Annotated in this window: 24 protein-coding genes; 11 read left to right on the top strand and 13 right to left on the bottom strand. The window is 72.6% G+C overall.

Annotated elements, in window-relative coordinates:
• Window positions 1-66 precede the first annotated feature (66 nt).
• The 4 genes from AC0HI0_RS30720 (at window position 67) to AC0HI0_RS30705 (ending at window position 4427) form a co-directional block, all read left to right on the top strand.
• Window positions 67-1332 carry an ABC transporter permease gene (locus tag AC0HI0_RS30720; protein ID WP_480926991.1) on the top strand — a complete coding sequence of 422 codons (1266 nt, stop codon included), beginning with the start codon at window positions 67-69 and terminating at the stop codon, window positions 1330-1332.
• Complete coding sequence (locus tag AC0HI0_RS30715) at window positions 1325-1726, top strand: cytidine deaminase (protein ID WP_480926990.1); 402 nt, start codon at window positions 1325-1327, stop codon at window positions 1724-1726. Before AC0HI0_RS30720 ends, AC0HI0_RS30715 begins: the two co-directional genes overlap by 8 nt.
• Complete coding sequence (locus AC0HI0_RS30710; protein WP_480926989.1) at window positions 1723-2997, top strand: thymidine phosphorylase; 1275 nt, start codon at window positions 1723-1725, stop codon at window positions 2995-2997. The genes AC0HI0_RS30715 and AC0HI0_RS30710 overlap by 4 nt, the downstream gene beginning before the upstream one ends.
• 77 nt (window positions 2998-3074) lie before the next feature.
• Window positions 3075-4427 (top strand): hypothetical protein, encoded by a 1353-nt coding sequence (locus tag AC0HI0_RS30705; protein WP_480926988.1) that lies wholly within the window; start codon window positions 3075-3077, stop codon window positions 4425-4427.
• 66 nt (window positions 4428-4493) lie between these two features.
• On the opposite strand, the gene AC0HI0_RS30700 is transcribed toward AC0HI0_RS30705, so the two are convergent.
• Window positions 4494-5795, bottom strand: coding sequence for an apolipoprotein A-IV repeat region-like domain-containing protein (locus tag AC0HI0_RS30700; protein ID WP_480926987.1), 1302 nt, complete (start codon window positions 5793-5795; stop codon window positions 4494-4496).
• A gap of 398 nt (window positions 5796-6193) precedes the next feature.
• Between AC0HI0_RS30700 and AC0HI0_RS30695 the strand changes: the two genes are divergently transcribed.
• Window positions 6194-7258 carry an adenosine deaminase gene (locus tag AC0HI0_RS30695; protein WP_480926986.1) on the top strand — a complete coding sequence of 355 codons (1065 nt, stop codon included), beginning with the start codon at window positions 6194-6196 and terminating at the stop codon, window positions 7256-7258.
• A 56-nt stretch (window positions 7259-7314) separates the two neighbouring features.
• Here AC0HI0_RS30695 and AC0HI0_RS30690 read toward each other — a convergent pair whose 3' ends face one another.
• The 5 genes from AC0HI0_RS30690 to AC0HI0_RS30670 all read right to left on the bottom strand — a co-directional run bounded on the left by AC0HI0_RS30690 (window position 7315) and on the right by AC0HI0_RS30670 (window position 10987).
• Window positions 7315-8526, bottom strand: a complete 1212-nt coding sequence (locus AC0HI0_RS30690; protein WP_480926985.1) for a primosomal protein — start codon at window positions 8524-8526, stop codon at window positions 7315-7317.
• A 66-nt stretch (window positions 8527-8592) separates the two neighbouring features.
• Entirely contained in the window at window positions 8593-9123 is a 531-nt protein-coding gene (locus AC0HI0_RS30685) for a YbaB/EbfC family nucleoid-associated protein (RefSeq protein WP_480926984.1), read from the bottom strand.
• Window positions 9120-9500 carry a hypothetical protein gene (locus tag AC0HI0_RS30680; RefSeq protein WP_480926983.1) on the bottom strand — a complete coding sequence of 127 codons (381 nt, stop codon included), beginning with the start codon at window positions 9498-9500 and terminating at the stop codon, window positions 9120-9122. The genes AC0HI0_RS30685 and AC0HI0_RS30680 overlap by 4 nt, the downstream gene beginning before the upstream one ends.
• Window positions 9501-9504: 4 nt before the next feature.
• Window positions 9505-10662 (bottom strand): C40 family peptidase, encoded by a 1158-nt coding sequence (locus tag AC0HI0_RS30675; protein ID WP_480926982.1) that lies wholly within the window; start codon window positions 10660-10662, stop codon window positions 9505-9507.
• A 1-nt stretch (window position 10663) separates the two neighbouring features.
• Window positions 10664-10987 carry a hypothetical protein gene (locus AC0HI0_RS30670; RefSeq protein WP_480926981.1) on the bottom strand — a complete coding sequence of 108 codons (324 nt, stop codon included), beginning with the start codon at window positions 10985-10987 and terminating at the stop codon, window positions 10664-10666.
• A 159-nt stretch (window positions 10988-11146) separates the two neighbouring features.
• On the opposite strand from AC0HI0_RS30670, the gene AC0HI0_RS30665 reads away from it, so the two are divergent.
• The 5 genes from AC0HI0_RS30665 to AC0HI0_RS30645 all read left to right on the top strand — a co-directional run bounded on the left by AC0HI0_RS30665 (window position 11147) and on the right by AC0HI0_RS30645 (window position 14132).
• Window positions 11147-11683 (top strand): SMI1/KNR4 family protein, encoded by a 537-nt coding sequence (locus AC0HI0_RS30665; RefSeq protein ID WP_480926980.1) that lies wholly within the window; start codon window positions 11147-11149, stop codon window positions 11681-11683.
• 66 nt (window positions 11684-11749) lie between these two features.
• On the top strand, window positions 11750-12340 hold the full coding sequence (locus AC0HI0_RS30660; RefSeq protein ID WP_480926979.1) for a type II toxin-antitoxin system antitoxin SocA domain-containing protein: 591 nt from the start codon (window positions 11750-11752) through the stop codon (window positions 12338-12340).
• Window positions 12337-12915: a Fic/DOC family protein gene (locus tag AC0HI0_RS30655; RefSeq protein ID WP_480926978.1), complete on the top strand. Its 579-nt coding sequence runs from the start codon at window positions 12337-12339 to the stop codon at window positions 12913-12915. Before AC0HI0_RS30660 ends, AC0HI0_RS30655 begins: the two co-directional genes overlap by 4 nt.
• 12 nt (window positions 12916-12927) lie before the next feature.
• On the top strand, window positions 12928-13755 hold the full coding sequence (locus AC0HI0_RS30650; protein ID WP_480926977.1) for a carbohydrate kinase family protein: 828 nt from the start codon (window positions 12928-12930) through the stop codon (window positions 13753-13755).
• Between the two features lie 65 nt (window positions 13756-13820).
• The gene (locus tag AC0HI0_RS30645; protein ID WP_480926976.1) at window positions 13821-14132 is read left to right on the top strand and encodes an AraC-like ligand-binding domain-containing protein; all 312 of its coding nucleotides are present in this window, start codon (window positions 13821-13823) and stop codon (window positions 14130-14132) included.
• 285 nt (window positions 14133-14417) lie between these two features.
• Here the strand turns inward: AC0HI0_RS30645 and AC0HI0_RS30640 are convergent, their stop codons facing one another.
• The 4 genes from AC0HI0_RS30640 to AC0HI0_RS30625 are packed head-to-tail and all read right to left on the bottom strand — an operon-like array spanning window position 14418 to window position 18383.
• Entirely contained in the window at window positions 14418-15284 is an 867-nt protein-coding gene (locus AC0HI0_RS30640) for an aldehyde dehydrogenase family protein (RefSeq protein ID WP_480926975.1), read from the bottom strand.
• On the bottom strand, window positions 15277-16704 hold the full coding sequence (locus tag AC0HI0_RS30635) for an aldehyde dehydrogenase family protein (protein ID WP_480926974.1): 1428 nt from the start codon (window positions 16702-16704) through the stop codon (window positions 15277-15279). Before AC0HI0_RS30635 ends, AC0HI0_RS30640 begins: the two co-directional genes overlap by 8 nt.
• A gap of 3 nt (window positions 16705-16707) precedes the next feature.
• On the bottom strand, window positions 16708-17673 hold the full coding sequence (gene deoC, locus AC0HI0_RS30630; RefSeq protein WP_480926973.1) for a deoxyribose-phosphate aldolase: 966 nt from the start codon (window positions 17671-17673) through the stop codon (window positions 16708-16710).
• 56 nt (window positions 17674-17729) lie between these two features.
• Complete coding sequence (locus AC0HI0_RS30625) at window positions 17730-18383, bottom strand: DUF1707 SHOCT-like domain-containing protein (RefSeq protein ID WP_480926972.1); 654 nt, start codon at window positions 18381-18383, stop codon at window positions 17730-17732.
• 224 nt (window positions 18384-18607) lie between these two features.
• On the opposite strand from AC0HI0_RS30625, the gene AC0HI0_RS30620 reads away from it, so the two are divergent.
• Window positions 18608-18964 (top strand): effector-associated constant component EACC1, encoded by a 357-nt coding sequence (locus tag AC0HI0_RS30620; RefSeq protein ID WP_480926971.1) that lies wholly within the window; start codon window positions 18608-18610, stop codon window positions 18962-18964.
• Here AC0HI0_RS30620 and AC0HI0_RS30615 read toward each other — a convergent pair.
• The 3 genes from AC0HI0_RS30615 to AC0HI0_RS30605 all read right to left on the bottom strand — a co-directional run bounded on the left by AC0HI0_RS30615 (window position 18961) and on the right by AC0HI0_RS30605 (window position 21648).
• Window positions 18961-21030: a caspase, EACC1-associated type gene (locus AC0HI0_RS30615; protein WP_480926970.1), complete on the bottom strand. Its 2070-nt coding sequence runs from the start codon at window positions 21028-21030 to the stop codon at window positions 18961-18963. The two genes, AC0HI0_RS30620 and AC0HI0_RS30615, sit on opposite strands and share 4 nt — an antisense overlap.
• A gap of 64 nt (window positions 21031-21094) precedes the next feature.
• On the bottom strand, window positions 21095-21247 hold the full coding sequence (locus AC0HI0_RS30610) for a DUF397 domain-containing protein (protein ID WP_480926969.1): 153 nt from the start codon (window positions 21245-21247) through the stop codon (window positions 21095-21097).
• A complete protein-coding gene (locus AC0HI0_RS30605) occupies window positions 21244-21648 on the bottom strand; it encodes a DUF5753 domain-containing protein (protein ID WP_480926968.1) in 405 nt (134 codons plus the stop codon). Before AC0HI0_RS30605 ends, AC0HI0_RS30610 begins: the two co-directional genes overlap by 4 nt.
• Window positions 21649-21775: the final 127 nt, after the last annotated feature.

The raw sequence follows: 21775 nt of genomic DNA, 5'->3' as shown, positions 1-21775 counted from the left end.
TGCGAGCGAACCAATGAACACAGTGTTTCGCGCTCTTGACCCGGCGAGCGTCAGCGAGGCGGCATCATGAGCACCTCGTTGATGAACCCGTCGGAAGCGCCCTCCACCGTTCCGCCGCCCCGCAAAGCCCGCAAGATCCCCGGGTGGCTCGTCGGCGTGATCGGGGTGGCGGGCGCGGTCGTGCTGCTGTCCACGACCTCGTACCTGACCGACGTGCCGCAGCTGACCTCCACCGGCACGATCCAGACCGCCGTGCGGCTCGCGCTGCCGATCCTGCTCGCCGGGCTCGGCGGGCTGTGGGCGGAACGCGCGGGCGTGGTCAACATCGGCCTCGAAGGCATGATGATCATGGGCACGTGGGGTGCCGCGTGGGCCGGCTACCAGTGGGGCCCGTGGGCCGCGCTGCTGTCCGCCGCGGTGTTCGGCGCGCTCGGCGGCCTGCTGCACGCGATCGCCACGGTGTCCTTCGGCGTCAACCACATCGTGTCCGGTGTGGCGATCAACCTGCTCGGCGCGGGCCTGACCAAGTACCTGTCCACGCTGATCTTCTTCCCGGTGTCGCACAACCCGCGCGAGTCGCCGGCCGTGCCGAAGTTCGACACCTACTCCACGCCCGGCCTGTCCGACTGGCTGGGCGACCTCGAAGCGCAGCAGCGGGTGGGCCTGTCCGACGTGGCGGGCATCCTGCGCGGCCTGGTCACCGGCGTCTCGCCGCTGACCATGCTGGCCATCGCCCTGGTGATCGGCAGCTACCTGGTGCTCTGGCGGACCCGGTTCGGCCTGCGGCTGCGGTCCTGCGGCGAGAACCCGGTGGCGGCCGAGTCGCTGGGCGTCAACGTCTACCGGCACAAGTACATCGCGGTCATCGCGTCCGGCGCGCTGGCCGGCATCGGCGGCGCGGCCCTGGTGCTCAACCCCGGCCAGCCCGGCTACCTGGAGGGCCAGACCAACGGTCGAGGCTTCATCGGCCTCGCGGCGATGATCTTCGGCAACTGGCGGCCCGGCGGCCTGCTCGGCGGCGCGGCCCTGTTCGGCTACGCGGACGGCCTGCAACTGCGCAGCGGCGGCAAGACGTTCCTCGCCCTGATCTACGGCGCGGTGCTGCTGCTGGGCGTGCTGGTGATCTGGCAGCTGGTCCGGCGGCGCTGGTTCGCGGCGGCGGGCGGGATCGTCGCGGCGGTCGTGCTCTACGCGGTGTACTACAGCGTCGACGAGGTGCCGAGCGAACTCACCACCTACGCGCCGCACCTGGTCACGTTGATCGTGCTCGCGGTGGCGTCGCAACGATTGCGAATGCCCGCCGCCGACGGGGTGGTGTACCGCCGTGGTTGACCCCGGGGCCGGCATCGACTGGGACGACCTGCGCGCGCGTGCCGTCGAAGCCGCGAAGTCGGCCTACTGCCCGTACTCCGGGCTCCAGGTCGGCTCGGCGGCGGTGTGCGACGACGGGCGGGTGGTCGTCGGCTGCAACGTGGAGAACGCCTCGTACGGCGTGGGCCTGTGCGCCGAGTGCGCCATGGCGGGCCAGCTGCGGCTGACCGGCGGCGGGAAGTTCGTCGCCGTGGCCTGCCGCAGCGGTGCCGGCGAACTGCTCATGCCGTGCGGGCGGTGCCGCCAGGTGCTCTACGAGCTGGGCGGTCCGGACTGCCTGGTGGACACACCGTCCGGTGTGCTCCCGATGAGCCGTGTGCTGCCCGACGCGTTCGGACCGGAGGACCTCCCATGACCTACACCGCCGTGGACGTGATCCGGGCCAAGCGGGACCGCGAAGCCCTGTCCGACGCCCAGATCGACTGGGTGGTCGACGCCTACACCAGGGGCCTGGTCGCCGACGAGCAGATGTCCGCGCTCGCCATGGCGATCTACCTCAACGGCATGGACGCCCGCGAGACCGCCCGCTGGACCCGCGCCATGGTGCGCTCGGGCGATTCGCTGTCGCTCGACGTCGGCCGCCCCACCGTGGACAAGCACTCGACCGGCGGCGTCGGCGACAAGATCACCCTGCCGCTGGCCCCGCTGGTGGCGGCGTGCGGCGCGGCCGTGCCGCAGCTGTCCGGGCGGGGCCTGGGCCACACCGGGGGCACGCTGGACAAGCTGGAATCCATCCCCGGCTGGCGCGCGCAGCTGTCCGTGGACGAGGTGACCGCGCAGCTGCGCGAGGTCGGCGCGGTGATCTGCGCCGCGACCACCGGCCTGGCCCCGGCGGACAAGAAGCTGTACGCGCTGCGGGACGTGACCGGGACGGTCGAGGCCATCCCGCTGATCGCCAGCTCGATCATGTCCAAGAAGATCGCCGAGGGCGCCGAGGCGCTGGTGCTCGACGTGAAGGTCGGGTCCGGCGCGTTCATGAAGACCGAGGCCCAGGCGCGGGCGCTGGCCCGGGCCCTGGTGTCGATCGGGGTCGACCACGGGCTGGCGATCTCCGCGCTGCTCACCGACATGTCGGTGCCGCTGGGGCACGCGGTCGGCAACGCGGTCGAGGTGGCCGAGTCGGTCGACGTGCTGCGCGGCGGCGGGCCCGCCGACGTGGTGGAGCTGACCGTGGCGCTGGCCGCCGAGATGCTCGCCCGCGCCGGGATCTCCGCCGACCCGGCCGCCGTGCTGGCCTCCGGCGCGGCCTACGAGACGTGGGCGCGGATGATCCGCGCGCAGGGCGGCGACCCGGAGGCCCCGCTGCCGGTCGGCGCGCACAAGCACGTGGTCGAGGCCCCGGACGACGGCGTGCTGGTCGCCCTGGACGCGTACGCGGTGGGCGTCGCGGCGTGGCGACTGGGTGCCGGGCGGGCCCGCAAGGAGGACCCGGTGCAGGCCGGCGCGGGCGTGCTGTGCCTGGCCAAGCCCGGTGACCGGGTGGCCAAGGGGCAGCCGCTGCTGGAGCTGCACACCGACACGCCCGACGCCGTCGCCGGTGCGCTGGCGGCGCTGGCCGGCGGGTACGCGATCGGCGACACCGCGCCGGCCCGGTCGTCGCTGGTGATCGACGTCGTGCGCGGCTGATGTCCGGTAGCCGCCCGGCGTTGTCCGGTATCGCGTGAGCGGGTGTGGGCCGGCGCGCCGGCGCGTAGAACCGGGGCATGCGGAAACTCGGTGTCCTGGTCCTGGTGGTCCTGGGGTTGGTCGCTCCGGCCGTGCCCGCCACGGCGGCGGTCCGGCAGTACGAGGGTGAGATCGACGGGGCGCGCTACCGCGTGGTGGTGCCCCCGAACTGGAACGGGACGCTGGTCCTGTGGAGCCACGGCGCGTACGGTGCCGCGCCGCCCCGAATAGCGCTGACCGACCAGCCCGCGACCGAGGAGCACCTGCTGGCGCGCGGGTACGCGCTGGGCGGGTCGGCGTTCCGCCACGTCGTCGGGTGGTCCGCCGAGGACGGGCTGCGCGACCAGGTCGCGCTGCTGGACTGGTTCCGGCGGCAGGTCGGCGAGCCGCGCCGGACCGTGTCGGCGGGCGAGTCGATCGGCGGCGGCACGGCGGTCGTGCTGGCCGAGCGGAACCCGCACCGGTTCTCCGGCGTGCTGAGCCTGTGCGGCGCGGTGGCCGGCGGCGCGGCCTACTGGAACTCCGGCCTGGACGTCATGTTCGCGGTGAAGGTGCTGCTGGGCGTGGACGTCGACCTGGTGCGGCCGGTCGATCCCGAGGCGAACGAGACCAGGGCGTCCGAAGCGGTCGAGGCCGCCGGCGGCACGGCGGCGGGTGCCGCGCGGGTCGCGCTGGCCGGTGCGCTGGGCGACCTGCCGGACTGGTTCGACCCGAGCGAGCCCCGCCCGGAGGCGTTGGCCGACCGGCTGTACTGGACGCGGGTCTGGGTGCAGTACTTCAAGACCGGGGCGGTGGGTGCCGCGCGGGCCGACGTGGAGCGGTGGGCGGGCGGCAACCCGAGCTGGAACACCGGCGTGGACTACCGCGACCTGCTGGCCCGCTCCAGCGGCCGGGCGCTGGTGCGCGAGGCGTACGCGGCGGCCGGGCTCGACCTCGACGCCGACCTCGACCGGCTGGCGCGGGCACCCCGGATCGCGCCCGACCCGGCCGCCGTCGCGTACCTGGCGCGGACCGGCCTGCCGGTCGGCGTCGCGCCGTGGCCGGTGCTGACCGTGCACACCGTCGCGGACGGCGCGCTGCCGTGGTCGAACCAGTCCGCATACGCCGAACGGGTGGTGCGCAAGGAGAACCTGCGGCAGTACGCGATCGGGCGGGCCGGGCACTGCCGGGTCACCGCGTCCGAGGAGATCACCGCGTTCGCCGAGCTGTTCACCCGGCTGGACACCGGGCGCTGGTCGCCGGGCGACCCGGCCGAGCTGAACCGGGCCGCCGCCGCGCTCGGGCCGGACGCGCAGGTCGTCCGCAACCCGGTGACGAACGAGAACGTGCGGGTGCGGCCCGCGTTCACCGCCCGGACGCCCGGCCCGTACCCGCGTCGGCTGCCGTTCTAGCGGTTCCCGGGCGTTCGAGGGCGCGAAAAAGCCCGGCTCCGCGCGGGAGCCGGGCTTTCGGGACGGTCAGGCGCCCTCGGCGGCGAGGTCGTCGTCGTCGCGGTTGTCCGAGTTCTTCGGGCCGTTCTTGCGGGTGCGCCGCTGCGGGCGGGGCAGCGCGGTGGGCGGCGGGGGCGGCGTGGGGGAGCCGCCGCCGAGGATCAGCTCGGCGAAGGTCGCCATGGCCTCGTCCAGCTGGCCGCCGATGCGCAGCTCCGACTCCTGGTTGCTCTTGCGCACCATGGACGCCAGCGAGTCCGCGTCGGGGCGGGCCGACACGGTGCCCTCGACCTTGGCGATGCCCTGCTCCACGACGCCGGACAGCTCGCCCAGGCGGACCGCGAAGTCGTCCTCCACCGAGTCCAGCCGGGTGGTCATGGTGTCCAGGCGCGAGGTGACGCCCTCCAGGCGCTGCGCCAGCGCCTCCAGGCGGTCGGTCGCGTCGACCTGGTCGCGGGTCTCGTCCAGCGCGGCGTGCAGCGCCTCGCGGGCCTCGTCCAGCTTGCCGTGCACGGTGCTGCGGGTGTCGGCGAGCGAGGCCGCCAGCGACTCGCGGGTCTCGTGCAGGGAGCCGGCCAGCGAGTCGCGGGTCTCCACCACGGACGCGGCCAGGCTGTCGCGGGTCTCCGCCACGGACGCGGCCAGCTTGTCGCGGGTGTCGGCGAGGGTGCCGGCCAGCGATTCGCGGGTGGCGTTCAGGTCGCCGCGGGTCTCGTCGATGCGGCCGTTGAGCGCCGACGACGAGTCGGCCACCGAGCGCTGCAACGCCTCGCGGGTGCCGTCGAGGTGCTCGTGCACGCCCTCGTCCACCTCGTCCAGGCGACCGCGCAGCGCGGCCTCCAACGCCTCGATGCGCTCGCGCAGCGGACCGGTCACCGCCCCCGGAACGGTGTCGACCTTGGTGTCCTGCTTGTCGAGGTGGAGGTCCAGGTCGTCCAGGCGCTTGTGGATGTGGGAGAGCTTGTCCTCCAGCCCGTCCATCCGGCCCGCCACGCCCTCGAACCGGCCGGCGACGCCGTCGAGCCGGCCGTCGAGCTGGGCGAACGGCTTGGCCAGCTTGTCGACCAGGCCGTCCACGGCGCGGGTGATGCCCTGGACCGCGTTGTCCTGCGCCTCCAGGCGCGCGAGCGCCTCGTCCAGCCGCTCGGCCAGCACGCTGACCTCGGTCCGGTCGGGCAGCTCGGACAGGCGCTTGCGAACGGAACCCAGCGACTCCAGCGGGGACATCCGCGCGTGGATCTCGTCCAGTGCATCGAAGATCTGCTGCTGTTCGCTCTCACGGATCTCCGCGGCGCGCGTGAGCATGTTGCGCATCCGATCGAAGGACATCGTGGAGTTGTTGTTCTCGTTCACGGCGTTGAATGCCTTCGTCCAGGGGAGGGGAGACCTCCGGGAGCCTAACCGCGTCGGGGGTCGAGCCAGTACCACCCCCCGGCGCACACCGCCTGACTCGACCTTGTGCGTACTCCGTTCGGGTTACAACGATCGACCCTACTCGACGGTAACCGGCTGCGCACCCCCGAGTGCTTCCGGTGACCATCCGCCGGGCGGGTGACTCAAGTTCGGCGCGCAGTAGCGGAAAGTTCTGCATCACGAGTGCACAACGGCGAAAGGGCCATCCAAGGGGGTGGTTCTGCACACACCGGATGACTCCGCGCTGATCATACCGCGTCAAGATCATCCGGTTGCGGACCGGTCACGGCGTGTCGCCGGTATACGGTGAGCCAATGCCTACCCCGCTTACCCCGGAGGCCATCCGCAGCGCGCCGAAGGTGTTGCTGCACGACCACCTCGACGGTGGACTGCGCCCCCAGACGGTGATCGAACTCGCCGAGTCCAGCGGCCACCAGGGGCTGCCCACCACCGAGCCCGGCGCGCTGGGCGACTGGTTCCGCGACAACGCCAACTCCGGCTCGCTGGTGCGGTACCTGGAGGGCTTCGCGCACACCTGCGGCGTCATGCAGGACGAGGCGGCGCTGGTCCGGGTCGCGTCCGAGGCCGCGCAGGACCTCGCCGCCGACGGCGTGGTCTACGCGGAGATCCGCTACGCCCCCGAGCTGTTCACCGACAAGGGGTTGAGCCTGGAGCAGGCCGTCGAGGCGGTGCAGGAGGGCTTCCGCCAGGGCGAGGCCGAGTCCGGCAACCGGATCAAGGTCGGCACCCTGCTGTGCGGCATGCGGCAGAACGACGGCTGGCAGCGGATCGCCGACCTGGTGGTCAAGTACCGGGACGCGGGCGTGGTCGGCTTCGACATCGCGGGCCCGGAGCTGGGTTTCCCGGCCACCCGCGAGCTGTCCGCGTTCGAGTACCTGCGCCAGCAGAACGCGCACTTCACCATCCACGCGGGCGAAGCCGACGGCCTCGGGTCGATCCACCAGGCCGTGCAGTACGCCGGGGCCGAGCGGCTGGGCCACGGCGTGCGGCTGGTCGAGGACATCAAGGACGGCCAGGTCGGCCACCTCGCGGCCTACGTGCGCGACCGGCGGATCGCGCTGGAGACGTGCCCGACCTCCAACGTGCACACCGGTGCGGTCGCCTCGCTGGCCGAGCACCCCATCAAGCAGTTGGCGGACCTCGGTTTCCGGGTCACCGTCAACACCGACAACCGGCTGATGAGCGACGTGACGCTGACCGGCGAGCTGACCGCCGTGGTCGAGCAGTTCGGCTTCGGCTGGGACGACCTGCGCGCGTTCGCCGTGAACGCCGCCAAGGCCGCGTTCCTGCCGCTGGACGAGCGCCGCTCGCTGATCCAGGACGTGATCGAGCCCGGTTACGCGGCCCTGGCCGAGTAGTCCCGGGAACGTCGAAGGGGCCGGTTGCGCGCAACCGGCCCCTTCGACGTGAGCGCCTAGTGGACGTTGAGCCGGTCCTCGAACGACGCGACCAACGTCCGCCACGCGGTGACCTCGGCCTCGTACGGCGCGCTCGGCGCGAGCCGCGTCGGGTCGGGCTTGAGCACGTAGGACACCAGCCAGCCCAGCGACTCGGACTGGTTGAGCGCGACCTTCACCGCGTCGTCGCCGGCCCACTCGCCGGCGTCCTCCAGCAGTTCCACGGCGAGGTCGAGCTGGGTCGGGTCGACCCCGTCCGGGCCGTCCGCGATGTCCTCGTCCAGGCCGGTGAAGACGTAGACGTTGTCCGGGTCGACCTCGACGTCCAGGTCGCCGCCGGTCGCCTTGACCACCAGCTCGCCCCAGGTCGACACGTCGGCCAGGTCGTTGCCGTCGGCCTCGACGATGAACCGCGACAGCGCGCGCGGCGAGCCGAACACGTCGATGCGGCCCTTGCGGCCCAGGAACAGCGGCTGGTCGTCGAGGTAGCAGCGCAGCGTGTAGTACTCGCCCGCGCCGGTGATGATCTTGATCGGGTCGATGCCGACCTCGCTCCAGAAGCCGACCGGCTCGGTGCCGTCCTCGTCGTCCTCGTCGGCGTCGTCCTCGTCGGCGACCGCGTTGGCCTCCTCGAAGGCGGCCAGCTCCTCCTGGGCGACCTTGAGCGCGTCGTCGTCCACCTCGGGCGCGTTCACCACCTCGTCGATGGCGTCGAGCACCTCGTCCCACTTCTCGGCGACGACCTGCGCCAGCTCGGTCCACAGCGCCTGGCCCTCGCGGCCGGTGAACGGCAGCGTGCCCTGCGGCAGCAGCGCGAAGCCCTCCGCCGAGTCCAGCACCTCGTGCACCTTGTCCAGCTCGCACACGTCGGCCAGCGAGCGCACGATCGACACCACGTCGGCGAGTTCGCCGATCACCCAGGTGTCGGGCTCCTCGGCGACCAGCTCCGGCACGCCGACCAGGTCGAACTGGTGGTTGTCGTCCGGCGACAGCTCACCCACCGACAGGCCCGGCACCACGTGCCACGCCGGGTGGTCGGTCAGGTCGTGCTCCTCCGCCTTGCGCACGAACGCCGCCAGGTGGGCCGCGTCCGGGAAGGCGTACAGGTCTTCCTCGTGGCCGAGGAATGCCTCCCACTCCTCGCCTTCTTCCCGCCAGCGCGGGGCCCACAGGGTGACGACATCACCCTGCGTGAGCCCCAGCTCGATCGGGACGATGTCCTGTGCCATCCGTGCCTCCCGGTCACGCCAAGCCCCGTTGCCATGCGGGGGCAAGAGTACGGGGTGGATCTAGTCCTACCGCCGTTGACCACGGAATGGGTCGGCGAAGAAGTCGTCGTCGTCCTCGTCCTCGGCCGTCACGGGCCTGGGACGTGCAGGCTGCGGCCCTCGCGGGCGGCCGGCGGCCCACGGCGGGGCGGCCGGGTCCCGGGGTCCGGTTCCGGACGGCTGTCCGGAAACCGACGGTGGCGGCGCGGTCGGCCGCCCGGCCGGTTCGGCGGGCTCGGCCTGCCGGTGCAGCGGCGGCGGGCCGGCGAAGTCCTCGATCGCCATCGCCATGCTGTCGCCCAGCGTCTTGGCCAGCTCGTTGTAGCCGGTCTGCACGGCGGCGTCGGTGGCCAGCCGGGCGGTCTCGGCGACCAGCCGGCCCACCGCGTCCGGGCCCCGGCCGAGCGCCGCCGGGTGCAGCCGCACGGAACGCAGCGCACCCACCGCCGACGCCGTCACGGTGACCAGCCCGGACGGGTGCTCGGCCGTGCCGGTGACCCGGGACAGCAGGTCGGTCAGCCGGTCGGCGGCGGCGATCCGCTCCTCCCGCACGCTCATCGCGGCCCCCTCAGGTACGTGCCCCCGAAGTCGTCGTCGGCGGCCGGGTCGCCCGCCGGGAACCCGATCTCGGTCAGCGCCCGCGCGGTCGCGGGGTCCATCAGCCGCGCCAGCGACCGGTGCATCCGGGCGGCGGCGTCCCGCGCGGCGCGCTCGGCGACCCGCACGATCTCCGCGCCCAGCGCGTCCGCGCCCATGTTCAGCGCGGCGGGCGAGATCCGGATCTCGTCCGGCGGCGCGCCGGGCGCGGTCACCACGGTCACCGCGCCGTCCGAAGAGGACGCCCGCCCGAACACCGGTCCGGTGCGCGCGATGTGCCCGGAGACCTGCGCCCCCACCTCCGCGACCCGCTGGGCCGCGCGTGCCGTCTCGTCCACGTCCTCAGCCCGTCGGTCGGTAGAAACCCAGGAAACCCATGCCGATGTTGCTGGTGCGCACCGGGTTCACCTGCACCGGGTCGCCCGCCTCCACCATCTGCCCGTTGCCGATCACCATCGCCACGTGCCCGTCCCACACCACCAGGTCGCCCGGCAGCAGCTGGTCCGGCGGCACCGACGCGCCCATCGCCTGCGACGACGCCGGGCGCGGGATGTCGAACCCGGCGCCCTTGTACGCCCACTGGGTCAGGCCGGAGCAGTCCGTGCCCTGCGGCGGGTTCGCGCCACCCCACACGTACGGGGTGCCCAGCGCGGACAGCGCGTTGCGCACGGCCCGCGCGGCGGTCTCGTTGGGCGCTTCGGCCGAACTGCCGTCCGGCAGGTTCACGCCCACGCCCGTGCCGGGCTGCGGCGGGATCGCGACCGGTAACCGGGGCCCGGTCGCGTGACCGCCACCGCCACCGCCCCCGCCGCCGCCGCTGGAACCGCCGCCACCACCGCCGCCGGACGAGCCGCCCGAACCGCCGGACGAGGACGGGTCGTGCTTGCCGTCGTCACCCGCGCCGGACACCGACGTGGTGCCGCCCGAGTCCGCGCCCAGCGGGTCGCCGAGCCCGGCGAAGTCCGGCTTCGCGAGCCCCTTGAGCTGCGCCACGACCGCGGTCAGCTCGGTCCGGACCTTGTCCAGCTCCTGCTTCGACCGGCCCTCGTACTCGCGCGCCTTCGCGGTCACGTCGGCGGCCACCGCGAGCGCCGCGCCGATCCCGCCGAACAGCGACGCCGCGACGGCGGCGGCCAGCCGGGGGCGAGCCCAGCCGAGGAAGTCGTCGATGAGCCCCTGGATCGCCTTCCGGCCGCCGTCGACGGAGTTCACCGCAGTGGTGGCGGCCGTCCGGGTGGTGTTCGCGTTGCGCGCCAACGTGCCCACCCCGCCGGAGAACGTCGCCACGCGTTGCTGGAACGCGTTCGCGCGGTCGCCGTACCAGGTGCCGAGCACGGCGTTGGCCGCGCCGGTGTGCCGCCCGTCGATCTCGGCCAGCGCCGAGGAGGCTTTGCCGAAGGCGTCGGCCGCGCGCGTCGCGCCGCCGGTGTCGCCCTCCAGTTCGGCCAGGTCGTCCTTCATCGGCTGGACGAGGCCCGCCAGGAATCCCGCGACGTCCATCTCAGACCCGGTAAGCCTTGCCGAGGTCGGCGCTGTTGCGCGCCTCCTGCTCGCGGTAGGCGTCGCCGGCCTTCGACACCGCGCCGGCGAACGCCGACAGCCCGGTGGAGGCGGCGGCCACACCGTCCACTTGGGTCTGCGCCGCCTGCTGGAAGGCCGCGCCCAGGCCGACCTCGTCGCCGATCCGGCCGAAGCTGCCCGCCGCGAGCGACGTGGTGCCGGACAGCGTCGACGTGCCGACCGCGCCGACCTCGCCCGCCAACCCGGACGCCGCGCCGCTGTACGTCGACAGCGCCGCGAGATCGACGCCGAAACCCCGTTCCACTGCATCCCCCCTCGGGTACGCCTTACGGTCGCGATCCTGCACCATCGAACGGCGGCACGTGTGGCTTTGGGGCAGATCCTCCCCTGATGGGCGGTACCCCGCGAGACGTCCACACCTGATCATGTGTGTGTGGGTGCTATGCGCCATTGGGAGCGGATCATGGCGTGGCTCGACCACCACGCCCCCTTGACCGGTTCGGCGTTCATCCCCAGCGAGGACGTCGCGGCGGTCGAGGCACTGTCGGTCGCCAGCGGCCTGGAGCCGCCCGAAGACCTGCGCGCGTGGTGGGCGGTCTGCGGCGGCACCGCCGAACTGGCGTTCGCCGAAGTCCTGCCGCCGTTCTACACGCCGCTGGGCCCGAGCAACGCGCTGCGCTCGTGGCACCTCAAGCAGCGGTTCTGGCCGAAGGAGCTGGGGACCGAGGCGGGCACGCCGACCTCCGGGTTCCACCCGAGGTGGCTGCCGATCGCGTTCGACGGCTGCGGCGACGCGCTGGCGGTGGACCTGCGGCCGGGCGTGCTGTCCGGCTGCGTGGTGGAGTGGGACCGGGAGCGCGGCGAGATGCTCAAGCCCGAGTGGACCAGCCTGGACGAGATGCTCGACCAGGTGGCCACCGCGCTGGAGCACCTGGGCCGGATCGGGCACTGCGAGCCGCTGGTCACCTCCGACGGCCACCTGGGCTGGCGGACCGACTGACTTCCCGGCCGCGTTCGGGTATCCTTGAGGTAACGGGTTGTCGCAGGTCAGCGGTCTGGAGCGGGTATGGCGGACGTGCACGACGTGGCGGCGGCGGTACTCGACGCCACCGGGCCCGAATCGCCGATGAAGTTGCAGAAGCTGCTCTACTACGCCCAGGCGTGGCACCTGGCCAAGTACGACGCGCCGATGTTCGCGGCGCGGATCGAGGCGTGGCGGCGCGGACCGGTGGTGCCCGAGGTCTACCACCGCCACCGCGGCCGGACCGAGGTCGGCTCCTGGCAGGAGGGCGACCCGCGCGGGTTGACCGACCGGGAGCGCTCGGTGGTCCGCGACGTCGTGGAGCGCTACGGCGGGTTCAGCCGGCACGAGCTGAGCGACATGGCGCACGCCGAGGAGCCGTGGCGGGCCGCGCGCGGCGACCTCCCCGAGACCGAGCCCAGCAGCGCGCCGCTGTCCAACCGGGTGATGGCCCGCTACTTCCGCAGGTTGACCAGCCCGGCGGCGGACGCCTTCGCCGACGCCGTGGCGAGCGTGCGGCTGGAGGGCCTGGAGGTCCCCGAGGACACCAGGGCGACCATGCGGGCCGTCGCGGCGGGCGAGCTGACCATGGACGAGGCGATCGCGCGGGAGATCGAGGCTCTGCGGCGGTCGTGACCTTCGAAGACCCCTACACGGACCCGGACACCGGGGTCCTGATCAACAACCTGGGCCTGACCGACCGGCACGCCTGCGAGACGGCGGAAGCGCGGCTGAGCGCGCTGCGCATCGGGCAGCTGGAGATGCGCCCGTTACCCGGGCTCTACGACCTGGCGCACCTGCGGGCGTTCCACCGGCACGTCTTCGGCGACCTCTACCCGTGGGCGGGGGAGGTGCGGCGGGTGGACATCGCCCGGACCGCCGCCTTCGCGCACTGGCGGTACATCGACTCGTACGCGGAATACCTCTTCGGCGAACTGCGCGTGGAACGGCACCTGGTGGGCCTGGACCACGGGGACTTCGTCGACCGGTTCACCTACTTCTTCGCCGAGACGAACGCGCTGCACCCGTTCCGGGAGGGCAACGGGCGCGCGCAGCGGGCGTTCTACCGGCAGATGGCGCTGCACGCGGGTTGGCAGGTCGACTTCGCGCTGGTGGACGTGGAGAAGTACGCCGAGGCGTGCCGGGAGAGCATGGCCGGGTCGTCGGGCCCGCTGCGGGCGCTGCTGGAAGCGGTGATCAGCCGGGCCTAGCACAATCGGGCCATGCCCCACGTGTTCGTCGCGGGTCCCGCCTCCTGGAACCGGCTCGTCGCCCTGGACCGGCTGCCCGAGCCCCGCCCGCACACCGCGTTCGCGTCCGGGCACCGGACCGCGCTCGGCGGCACGTCGGCCGGCAAGGCGCTCAACCTGGCCGCCCTCGGCGCGCGCGTCACCCTGCGCACGGTGGTCGGGGACGACGACGCCGGCCGTTCGATCGTCGAATCGCTGGACGGCCCGGGGGTGGAGCTGATCGCCGAGGTGGTACCGGGGGCCAGCGAGCAGCACCTCAACCTGATGACGCCCGACGGCGGGCGGGTCTCGATCTACCTGGAACTGCCGAACCTGGCCGGGCCACGCCACGACGAGCGCGCCCTGGCCGCGTTGGCGGTGGCCGACGTAGCCGTGGTCGACCTGGCCGACTCCGCCCGGCCGTTCCTGGCCGCCGCGCGGGCGGCCGGCGTCCCGGTGTGGTGCGACGTGCACGACTACGACGGGAAGTCCGCGTTCCACCAGGACTTCGTGGCCGCAGCCGACCACCTGTTCCTCAACGACGACGGCATGACCGAGCCGGACCTGATGGCGTTCCTCGGCGCGCACGGCCGCACGGTGGTGGCGACCAGGGGCGCGCGGGGCGCGGTGGCGTTCGCGGCGGGTGTGCGCCACGACGTGCCGGCGGTGCCGGTGGACCGGATCGTGGACACGAACGGCGCGGGCGACGCGTTCTTCTCCGGCTACCTGGTCGCGCACTTCGCGGGCGCGGACGTGCCGGCGGCGTTGGCGGCGGGTGCCGCCCAGGCGGCCCGTTGCCTGCGTTCCCCGCACCTGGCCTAGCGGGGTCGGGTTTCGCGCGGTGGCCGGATGACGCGGCCGGCGCGATCGTCATGCGTTTGCGTCGGATGACCGCAGTGCCGGGGTTGGCCGCGTTCGCCTCGCCGACCGCGGCCGAACCCGACCGGCACCGGTCGGAACTGCGGGTCGCCGAGCTGGGCGGGACGGTGGTGAACCACCTGGCGTCGTCCGCGTCCCGCGTCGAGCGCACCGATCGCATGATCCGGCAGGCGGACCCCGACGTCGTCCGGGTGGCTCTGGTCGAGCACGGCGACGTGGTGTTCAGCCAGGGTGCGACCTCGACGGTGGTCGAGCCGCGCCGGCTGTACGTGTCGACCAGCCGGCGGCCGTTCGAGGTGCGGTGCCCGGCGGCGGCATGACCGTCGCGCGCAGCGCCGTGGTGCCGTTCGGGCGGCGGGGCCACGGCGTCGCCGACTGGATCCGCCACCGCCGGCTCGAAGCGTGCCGCCGCGACCTCGCCGACCCGCGCCACCACGCAACGCCGCACCGCCCAGGCCGCCGGACCGGGACTGGACCTCGACAGCGAGTCCGAGCCGAGCGGCACGACGGCCCACCCGGCTCGGACTCCTGCTGCGCTCAGATTCCTGCTGTGCTCAAACCCGCACTGGGCTCAAACCCGCACTGGGCTCAAACCCCCACTGGGCTCAAACCCCCACTGGGTGCCAGACGGTCTTGGACTCCAGGAACGACCGCAACCGGGCCAGGTCCGGTTCGCGGGTGAAGTCCTCGGACGCGCGCTGCCGCAGGACCCGCTTCACCGTCCCCGCCGCCGACCGCTCCAGGTCCGCCCGCAGCGACTCCGGCGCACCGGTCAGGTCCAGCGCGTTCACGTCGGCGTGCGACGCCAGCCACGGCGCGATCTCCGCCGTCCGCCCGGTCAGGATGTTGACCACCCCGCCCGGCAGGTCGGAGGTCGCCAGCACCTCGGACAGCGTGACCGCGGGCAGCGGCCGGTCCTGCGAGGTCACGACCACCGCCGTGTTGCCGGACGCGACCACCGGGGCGACCACGCTGATCAACCCGAGCAGCGACGACTGCTGCGGCGCGAGGACCGCGACCACGCCGGTCGGCTCCGGCACCGAGAACGAGAAGTACGGCCCGGCCACCGGGTTCGACGCGCCGAGCACGGTGGCGATCTTGTCCGTCCACCCGGCGTACCAGACCCACCGGTCGATCGCCGCGTCGACCAGGGACTGCGCCTTCTTCGCCGCGACGCCCTCGGCCGCCGCGACCTCCGCCGCGAACTGCTCGCGCCGGCCCTCCAGCACCTCGGCGACCCGGTAGAGCACCTGACCCCGGTTGTACGCGGTCGCGCCGGACCACCCGCCGAACGCCTTGCGGGCCGCCGTGACGGCGTCGCGGGCGTCCTTGCGGGAACCCTGCGCGGCGTTCGCCAGGAACGCGCCCTTGGCGTCGTTGACCGGGTACGACCGGCCCGACTCGGAGCGGGGGAACGCCCCGCCGATGTAGAGCTTGTACGTCTTCGCCACGGCGATCCGGTTCTCAGACATCGAGGTACGCCTCCAGCCCCGTGCGGCCGCCCTCGCGACCGAAGCCCGACTCCTGGTAGCCGCCGAACGGGGCGGTGGGGTCGAAGCGGTTGAACGTGTTGGCCCACACGACGCCCGCGCGCATCTTCTGCGCGGCCCACAGGATCCGGGAGCCCTTCTCGGTCCAGATCCCGGCCGACAGCCCGTATGGCGTGTTGTTCGCCTTCGCCACGGCCTCGTCGGGCGTGCGGAAGGTGAGCACCGACAGCACCGGCCCGAAGATCTCCTCGCGGGCGATGCGCATCGCCTGCGAGACGTTGGAGAACACCGTCGGCGCGAAGTAGAAACCCTTGTCCGGCAACGGGCACGACGACGTCCACCGCTGCGCGCCCTCGGCCTCGCCGGACGCGGTCAGCTCCTGGATCTTCGTCAGCTGCTCGCGCGAGTTGATCGCGCCGACGTCGGTGTTCTTGTCCAGCGGGTCGCCCACCCGCAGCGTCGAGACCCGCACCCGCAGCTTCTCCAGCAGCTCCTCGGCCACGGACTCCTGCACCAGCAGCCGGGAACCGGCGCAGCACACGTGACCCTGGTTGAAGAAGATGCCGTTGACGATGCCCTCGACGGCCTGGTCCAGCGGCGCGTCGTCGAACACGATGTTCGCCGCCTTGCCGCCCAGCTCCAGGGTCAGCTTCTTGCCGGTGCCGGCGAGCTGCCGCTGGATGATCTTGCCGACGTCGGTGGACCCGGTGAACGCCACCTTGTCCACGTCCGCGTGCGACACGACGGCCGCGCCGACGTCACCCGCGCCCGGCAGGATGTTGACCACGCCCGGCGGCAGGTCGGCCTGCTGGATGATCTCGGCGAGCACCAGCGCGGACAGCGGCGTGGTCTCGGCGGGCTTGAGCACGATGGTGTTGCCGCACGCCAGCGCGGGCGCGATCTTCCACGCCGCCATCAGCAGCGGGAAGTTCCACGGGATCACCTGGCCCGCGACGCCCAGCGGCTTCGGGTCCGGGCCGTAGCCCGCGTAGCCGAGCTTGTCCGCCCACCCCGCGTGGTAGAAGAAGTGCGCGGCGGCCGTGGGGACGTCCACGTCCCGCGATTCCTTGATCGGCTTGCCGTTGTCCAGCGACTCCAGCACGGCGAGTTCGCGCGCGCGTTCCTGCACCAGCCGCGCGATGCGGAAGATGTACTTCGCGCGCTCGGAGCCGGGCATCCTGCCCCAGACCCGGTCGTAGGCCCGGCGGGCGGCCTTCACGGCCTTGTCGACGTCGGCGGGCGCGGCCGTGGAGACCTCGGCCAGCACCTCCTCGGTGCCCGGGTTGATCGTCTTGAGCGGCTCGCCGCCGCCCTCCACGAACTGCCCGTCCACGAACATCCGGTAGTTCGGCTTGAGGTTCGCGATGTCCCGCGACTCGGGCGCGGGCGCGTATTCCCACATGTCTCAGTCCACCGTCACGTAATCGGGGCCGCTGTAGTGGCCGTCCAACTGGGTGCGCCGCTGCATCAGCAGGTCGTTGAGCAGCGTCGAGGCGCCGAACCGGAACAGGTCCGGGGTCAGCCACTCGGGGCCCGCCACCTCGTGCACCGCCACCAGGTACTTGATCGCGTCCTTGGTGGTGCGGATGCCGCCGGCGGGCTTCACGCCGCGCAGCTCACCGGTCTGGGTGTGCCAGTCGCGCACCGCCTGGAGCATCACGTGGGTCACCGGGAGGGTGGCGGCGGGCGTCACCTTGCCGGTGGAGGTCTTGATGAAGTCGCCGCCCGCGAGCAGCGCCAGCCACGACGCGCGCCGCACGTTGTCGTAGGTCGCCAGCTCGCCGGTCTCCAGGATCACCTTCAGGTGCGCGTCCCCGCAGGCGTGCTTGACCTGCACGATCTCGTCGAACACCTGGCCGTAGCGGCCGGACAGGAACGCGCCCCGGTCGATCACCATGTCGATCTCGGCGGCCCCGGCGTCCACCGCGAACGCGGTGTCCTCCAGCTTCACCTTCAGCGACGACCGCCCGGACGGGAACGCGGTCGCCACGGACGCGACGCCGATCCCGGTCCCACCCAGCTCGCCGACCGCCGTGGCGACCATGTCCGGGTAGACGCAGACCGCCGCGACCTTGGGCACCTCGGGGCGTTCCGGGTCGGGCCGGCGGGCCTTCGCGGCCAGCGAGCGCACCTTGCCCGCGGTGTCCGCGCCCTCCAGCGTGGTCAGGTCGACCATCGAGATCGCCGTGTCGATCGCCCACAGCTTGGCGGCCTTCTTGATGCTGCGCGTGCCGAGCCCGGCCGCGCGCTGTTCCACCCCGACCTGGTCGACCCCGGGCAGTCCGTGCAGGAAGCGGCGCAACGACGCGTCGTCGCGCACCGCGTCCGCGAGCGCCGGCGGCAGCGACGGCGCAGTCGATGTGGCAGCCATGCGACCGAGTCTAGGCGGACTGGCACGCCCGTCCTAAGTGAAGCCGTTCCCGCAGGTCAGTGCTCCAGTTCGGGGTTCTTGGACCCCTTGATCTTCTTCCTCTTGGGGCGGCGCACGTCGACCCCGGCCATGATGGCCACACCGGTGATCCGCACCACCGGACCGCCCGGCACGGTGGGCGTCTTGTGGGTGGTGTCGTCGAACGCGCCCATGATCCCGGCCCCGTCGACCCGCACGGTGACCTCCTCCGGCACGTAGATCTCGACGCCGCCCCAGAAGGCGAACACGTTGATCGTCGTCTCGGCGGACTCGAACCGCGCCTGGGACAGGTCGAGTTCCACCCCGCCCATGATCGCCACCACGGTGTGGGTGGTGGGCACGACCCACTCGCCCTTGCGGTCGACCCCGGACCAGAACGCGATCGACGTGGTCGGCCCGGTCAGCCCGCCGGTGCCGATCCGCGAGGCGGGCAGGTTCTGCGGGACGGGCGAGGGCAGGTTGGCGGCGGGCAGCCCCATGCCGAGGTCGGAGGTCAGCGGGGCCAGCTCGCCGTAGGTCTTGGCGGCGTACACGGCCCCCAACCGCTCGTCCAGCTCGTGCAGGTCCAGCCGGCCCTCGCCGTGGGCCTGCTGGAGCACCTGGGCGACCTTCTCGCGGTCGGCGTCCGAGGCGCGCATCTGACTGGGGTCGGGCACCAGCTCGTCGCTCACCCGGATGAGTTTAGGAGGTCGCGGCGCGTTTGAGCACCAAACGGCCCTGCTCGACCTCACCCGGCCGGTCGTGGGGGCACGACGGACACGGAAACGCTCACACCGCGTGACAGGACCTCACTCTTGCGGACCGACCCGGAACCGTCGACCGCTCGCGATCGCACACCCGTGTGCGGTGTCCAGTTCGGCACCGCCGTGCGCACGTTGTGGCTATCGTTCGCGGTGTGGCAGACATTTCGGTGACCGTTGAAGACGACGACCCGTCACGAGCCGACGAGGATGCCCGTTTGTTGCTGGGCGAACTCCAGGGCCTGGACGCCGAATCGGGGTTCGCGGCCGGCCCGCCCGCGCCGAACGGGTCCAAGGGCGTCGACCCGGCGACCGTCGCGACGATCGTGGTGGCGCTGAGCAGTTCGCGCGTCCTGGTCCAGCTGGGCATGGCGCTGCGCGACTTCGCCAACCGCGACCGCAACCGCAAGCTGACCGTCAAGGACGGCAAGCGCACCATCGAGATCACCGGGAAGGTGACCGCGGAACAGCAGAAGGTGGTCGAGGACTTCTTCCGCCGCGAACTCGACTAGCGGCCCGACGCCGCGCCCTTCCCGGACGGCCACAACCCCACCCCGACACCTCCCGCGCCGACGAGCCCGATCAGGCCGTGCGCCCACCACGGCAGGTCCACCTGCGTCGGGAGCGTCCAGACCACCGCGAGACCGGCGAGCAGGGCGAGCGTCAGCGCGAGCAGGATCTTCCGGTCGATCCGCCACTGCTCCTCGGGTGTCTTCGCGGGCGGCTGTGGGTGCAGGCCGGACGGCACCAGAGGGCCGGCGATCCACAACCGGACCCGGCGGTCCGAGGACGTCCCGACAGCGGACCGGTCGTCGGGGCCGAACGCCAGCGCCTTCAGCCCGACCGGCAGCACCTGGCGCAACTCGCCGGCCGCCATGTCCCACAGGTGGACGCCGGTCATGCCCGAGATCGCCAACGTCCGCCCGGACGGGCTGAACACCACCGACCCGAGCGTGTGGCCGGTCATGTCGAACGCGCGCACGCCCTGGAGGTCCGAGGCGCGCCGCAGTTCCGGCAGCCGGGTGGACAGGGTAGCGATCAGCGTGCCGTCCGGGCTCAGCGCGACGTCCCGCACCCCGGAGTCGACCCGCCGGCTGTCGCCGATCGGCGTCTTGTACTCCAGGTTCCACAACTGGAGGTCGTGCTCCTCGGTCAGGACCACCGCCGTCGCCCGGCCCGCGCTGACACCCACCGCGCGCACCTTCGACGAGCCGAGGTCGAACGACGCGAGCCACTGGCCGTCCTCGCGCGTCCACGTCCTGACCTGCGTGCCCGGCCGCCACCACAGCAGCGTGCGGCCGTCGTGGGCGAACGCGAGCCGCCCCGCCCCCGAGGGCTTGTCGAGGCGGACGACCACCTTCCAGTTCCAGGTCGAGAGGATTTCGACACCGCCGGAGCGGTCGACCGCCAGCAGCTCGCCGTCCGGGCTGAACGCCAGGTGCTTGATCCCGGTCGGGAGCGAGGTCCTGCGCTGCCACGTCGTGGTGTCCCAGATCGCGTCGGTCGTGGCCAGCAGCGCCGAGACCGGGCTGAACGCGACGTGGGTCGCGGAACCGTCCAGCACGCCGGCGGCCCGGAGCACCAGGTCCTCGTCGAGCGGCACGGCAGTCGGCGCGGCGGTCGGCGCCGGCGGCGCAACCGGGGCGGCCGACGCGATCCGCGCCGTTCTCGCGGCCCCGGCGAACTCGGCGGACCCGGCGGTGAGCACCGCCAGCGCGGCCTCGGCGACGGGATCGGCCCCGGCCCGTTCCACCAGGATCCGGATACCGGCCAGCCGGAGCGTGGGATCGTTGCTGCGCAACAGGTGCCGGACCTCGTCCGGGAGCCCGACGGGCAGCGGCGTGCCCGCGTAGGCGATCCGCAGGTCACCGCTCAACGTGCCGCTGCGGGTGGGCGTCTGGTCCGGGCTCTCGCGGCGCACCCACCGGTACACGTAGTCGTAGAGTTCCTGCGCGGTGATCTCCCCGTCCCCGTCGGCGTCCGCCTCGCCCGTCCGCAGACCCTCGATGATGGCTTTGGTGAACACCGACGGTTCCGTCTCGCCCCGCACGACGCCGTCGGGTTCGTAGGCGTACTGGATGTGGGTGGACGCCGTCATGACGGCACAGCCACGCCCCTCGTCCAGCTGTTCGACCACGTCGACCGATCCGGCCGCGCGCGGCAACATCCCGCTCGGGAACGCGCCGCCGTAACAGCAGTCCAGCCACACCACGACTTTCCGCGCCGGACTGTGGTCGATCATCTCCCGCACGAACTGCGCGGGCACGGACGTGGACGGCAGCAGGTCCCGCCGCGTGTCGCCCGCCGCGAAGTGCAGCCTGCCGGTCCGGTCCTTGACCCCGTGCCCGGACAGGTAGAGCAGCACCAGGTCGTCCGACCCGGCCCGGGAGAACACCTCGTCGATCCGTTCCCGGATGTGCTGGAACGGCGTGTTGACCAGCAGTTCGGTGGTGAACCCGCCGATCGCCGGGTCGGCCAGCACCCGGTCCAGCTCGGCGGCGTCGTGCTGGGGTGCCCGGAGCGCGCCGAACGTCGGGTCGGCGTAGGTGTCGGTGGCGACGATCAGGGCCGTGCGCATGGCGATCAGTAACCCACACGGAGCGAACCCCTTGCCAACCGATCGTGCGGATTGCCCGCGCCGATCAGCGCACGAGCCGCCGCCAGTCGACGGTGGGCAGGACGAGTACGGGGCCGTCCGGGTTCTTGGAGTCGCGGATGGCGACGGCGTTGTCGAGGTGTCGGACCTCGACGCAGTTCGCCTGGTCGGTGCTGTAGCTGCTCTTACGCCACTTCATGCCCTGCACCCCTCGCCTCGCGCCGACCCGCCGGCGAATTCCGCGATCAGCCTGCTCGACTCCTCCGGTGACAAAGCCAACCTACGCAGGGCGTCCCAGGCACCTCTAGCTCCTTCCAGGTGGACCTCTTCTTCGAGGAACGTGCTGGTGTGACGGCTCTCGACGTAGACCAGATCGGGTTGGTCGGCGAATTCCAGCCGCGCGAACGGCCCTTCAAGCCCCGGATGCGCCGGGCCGTCGAACGGCACCACCTGGATCACGACCCGCTGCCTGTCCGCCAAGGTGACCAGGTGCCGGAGCTGCCCGCGCATCATCTGCGGATCGCCGAGCGTGCGCCGCAGCGCCATCTCGTCGATGAGCAGGTGGACGTGCGTCCGGCCGAGAACCACCTGCCGCCCCATCCGCGTGGCCCCCAGTGCGTCCGACTCACCAGCGCTCAACCACCCCGAAGTCGATCAGGGTCCGGGGCTTCCCGGCGGCTTTCCGCAGATGATGCGCCGGTTTCGGGACCTTTCTGCTCGGATCGGG

Source organism: Saccharothrix sp. NBAS 001, from assembly GCF_056640475.1.
The sequence above is the reverse complement of the archived record's forward strand: the minus strand, read 5'-3'. Positions and strand labels throughout refer to the sequence as shown.

Coding starts and splice junctions, on each gene's coding strand:
- AC0HI0_RS30720 (WP_480926991.1), top strand. CDS start 67: ATGAGCACCTCGTTGATGAACCCGTCGGAAGCGCCCTCCACCGTTCCG.
- AC0HI0_RS30710 (WP_480926989.1), top strand. CDS start 1,723: ATGACCTACACCGCCGTGGACGTGATCCGGGCCAAGCGGGACCGCGAA.
- AC0HI0_RS30705 (WP_480926988.1), top strand. CDS start 3,075: ATGCGGAAACTCGGTGTCCTGGTCCTGGTGGTCCTGGGGTTGGTCGCT.
- AC0HI0_RS30700 (WP_480926987.1), bottom strand. CDS start 5,795: ATGTCCTTCGATCGGATGCGCAACATGCTCACGCGCGCCGCGGAGATC.
- AC0HI0_RS30695 (WP_480926986.1), top strand. CDS start 6,194: ATGCCTACCCCGCTTACCCCGGAGGCCATCCGCAGCGCGCCGAAGGTG.
- AC0HI0_RS30690 (WP_480926985.1), bottom strand. CDS start 8,526: ATGGCACAGGACATCGTCCCGATCGAGCTGGGGCTCACGCAGGGTGAT.
- AC0HI0_RS30685 (WP_480926984.1), bottom strand. CDS start 9,123: ATGAGCGTGCGGGAGGAGCGGATCGCCGCCGCCGACCGGCTGACCGAC.
- AC0HI0_RS30675 (WP_480926982.1), bottom strand. CDS start 10,662: ATGGACGTCGCGGGATTCCTGGCGGGCCTCGTCCAGCCGATGAAGGAC.
- AC0HI0_RS30665 (WP_480926980.1), top strand. CDS start 11,147: ATGGCGTGGCTCGACCACCACGCCCCCTTGACCGGTTCGGCGTTCATC.
- AC0HI0_RS30660 (WP_480926979.1), top strand. CDS start 11,750: ATGGCGGACGTGCACGACGTGGCGGCGGCGGTACTCGACGCCACCGGG.
- AC0HI0_RS30650 (WP_480926977.1), top strand. CDS start 12,928: ATGCCCCACGTGTTCGTCGCGGGTCCCGCCTCCTGGAACCGGCTCGTC.
- AC0HI0_RS30645 (WP_480926976.1), top strand. CDS start 13,821: ATGACCGCAGTGCCGGGGTTGGCCGCGTTCGCCTCGCCGACCGCGGCC.
- AC0HI0_RS30640 (WP_480926975.1), bottom strand. CDS start 15,284: ATGTCTGAGAACCGGATCGCCGTGGCGAAGACGTACAAGCTCTACATC.
- AC0HI0_RS30635 (WP_480926974.1), bottom strand. CDS start 16,704: ATGTGGGAATACGCGCCCGCGCCCGAGTCGCGGGACATCGCGAACCTC.
- deoC (WP_480926973.1), bottom strand. CDS start 17,673: ATGGCTGCCACATCGACTGCGCCGTCGCTGCCGCCGGCGCTCGCGGAC.
- AC0HI0_RS30615 (WP_480926970.1), bottom strand. CDS start 21,030: ATGCGCACGGCCCTGATCGTCGCCACCGACACCTACGCCGACCCGACG.
- AC0HI0_RS30610 (WP_480926969.1), bottom strand. CDS start 21,247: ATGAAGTGGCGTAAGAGCAGCTACAGCACCGACCAGGCGAACTGCGTC.
- AC0HI0_RS30605 (WP_480926968.1), bottom strand. CDS start 21,648: ATGGGGCGGCAGGTGGTTCTCGGCCGGACGCACGTCCACCTGCTCATC.